The sequence below is a fragment of the Micromonospora sp. LOL_021 genome, from assembly GCF_048060215.1.
In the GTDB taxonomy this organism is placed as follows: domain Bacteria; phylum Actinomycetota; class Actinomycetes; order Mycobacteriales; family Micromonosporaceae; genus Micromonospora_E.
The window spans coordinates 1-1,316 of the sequence record NZ_JBHMIN010000126.1; the positions used below are offsets into that span (position 1 = coordinate 1).

The following is a 1,316-nucleotide window of genomic DNA, read 5'->3' on the forward strand; positions in this document are numbered from 1 at the left end:
TGGGCCTGACCCGGTTTGACGGACATCCCAGCTCAGAGGGGCTGTGTGCTCCTCGGGAGGATGTTCATCATGGAAGGCATGGGCAAGAAACCACGCCGGCCGCGCAGAGCGTTCACGCCGGAGTTCAAGGCGGAGATCGTCGAGGTGTGCCGGCGGGGTGACCGATCGGTGGCGCAGGTCGCGAGGGACTTCGACCTGACCGAGACCGCGGTCCGTGAGTGGGTCAAACAGGCCGACGTCGACGCCGGCACCCGGTCGGACGGGTTGACCAGCGACGAGCGCGACGAGCTGGCGCGGCTGCGGCGGGAGAACCGCCGGCTCCGCGAGGACGTCGACATCCTCAAACGGGCCACGGCTTTCTTCGTGAGGGAGACCCGGTGAACGTGTACCCGTTCATCGAGGCGGAGAAGGCGCGGCGAGACGGGAACGTGAAGCGTTCCTGTGAGCTGCTGGAGGTCTCCCGGTCCGCCTACTACCAGCACCGTGCCGGGCCGTCGCGGCGGGAACGCGACGACGTCGACCTGACCGCCCGCATCGCGGATATCCACGCCGACTCGGCCGGCACCTACGGCGCGCCCCGGGTCCGGGCCGAACTCGCCGCCCAGGGGCGGCGGCACTCCGGCAAGCGGGTCGCCCGGCTGATGCGGGACGCCGGGTTGTGTGGTCGGATGCCGAAGCGGTGGCGGACCACGACCGTGCCCGACCCGGGTGCGGCGTTGTCGGCGGACCTGATCCGTCGGGACTTCGACGTCGCCGCCGGCCGGGTCGACACCCGCTGGTGCGGCGACATCACCTACATCCACACGTGGGAGGGCTGGCTGTACCTCGCCACCGTCATCGACATCGCGTCACGCCGGGTGGTGGGCTGGGCTACCGCCGACCACCTACGGACCGATCTGCCCGCTCAGGCATTGTCCAACGCGATCGCCGTCCGACGCCCGACCGGGCCGGTGATCTTCCACAGCGACAGGGGTTGCCAGTACACGAGTGCGCAGTACGCCCGGCTCGCCGACCGCAACGGGGTGCGGTTGTCGGTCGGTGGGCGGGGTCAGTGCTGGGACAACGCCGTCGCGGAGTCGTTCTTCGCCACGATCAAGACCGAACTGCTCGACCGGAGGGCGTGGCCGACCCGGGCCGCCGCCCGTGCGGCGATCTTCGAGTGGATCGAGGGGTGGTACAACACCCGCCGTCGCCATTCCACCCTGGACTACATGAGTCCGGCCGAGTATGAGGCGACGGCCTATACCCGCAGGCCAGCCAGCAAGGTAGCGTGAGATCAACTTACCGACCCTGTCCGTCAAACCGGGTCAACCCCA

General features: G+C 69.3%; 2 protein-coding genes. Both read left to right on the forward strand.

Translation table 11 applies throughout. The features are described from left to right. Positions 1–78 precede the first annotated feature (78 nt). A complete protein-coding gene (locus tag ACFHWT_RS31265) occupies positions 79–381 on the forward strand; it encodes a transposase (protein ID WP_416598290.1) in 303 nt (100 codons plus the stop codon). Further along, entirely contained in the window at positions 378–1,274 is an 897-nt protein-coding gene (locus ACFHWT_RS31270) for an IS3 family transposase (RefSeq protein ID WP_416598291.1), read from the forward strand. The genes ACFHWT_RS31265 and ACFHWT_RS31270 overlap by 4 nt, the downstream gene beginning before the upstream one ends. The last annotated feature ends 42 nt before the right edge of the window (positions 1,275–1,316 follow it).